The sequence below is a fragment of the Mucilaginibacter sp. P4_G9 genome (genome assembly GCF_056400985.1).
On the sequence record NZ_JBFUKF010000937.1, the window covers coordinates 1 to 606 of the forward strand.

1 pseudogene is annotated in these 606 nt (G+C 36.1%); it reads right to left on the bottom strand.

Features of this window, described 5'->3' with window-relative positions:
* A pseudogene (locus AC1DPZ_RS28670) lies at positions 1 to 387 on the bottom strand (MBOAT family O-acyltransferase); the annotation flags it as partial.
* Positions 388 to 606: the final 219 nt, after the last annotated feature.

Here is a 606-nt window from a genome sequence, read left to right on the forward strand (position 1 = left end):
CCCCAAAACCAGGGTGCTTCCAGAATATGAGGCTGAATTTGCAAATATAATATTCGCGTATTCGGCACATTGATCTGCTATTACTATTTTTTTGAACAATCCCCATAATATTTGCCTTAATCCATTAACGGCCTTGCTATAATCAAAAACCCTTTCTTTTTTTATCTGGGGCAAAAGATGAGTTGCCCGTTCAATTGGGCCGGCCACTAAAAGAGGAAAAAAACTTACAAATAAGGAGTAGTCAATAAAATTTCTTTCAGCGTCGATCCTTTTCTTATAAATATCAATAACATACGACAATCCGTGAAATGTATAAAAAGATATACCAACCGGCAGGATAACCTTCAATGTCCAGGGATTTACATGTAAGCCTGCATCAGCAAACATTTGTGTAAATGAGGATGCAAAAAAATTATAGTATTTAAATACGCCGAGGAAACCTAAATTAATTAAAATGCTGAGCCAGAGCCAAAATTTTCTTGATTTTTGAGTCTTTGACTCCGTCATTTTTAACCCGGTAAAATAATCTAACACCGTGGAGAAAACCAGTAGGAAAAGAAACCGCCAATCCCAACTGGCATAAAAAAAATAGCTTGCACAAAGCAA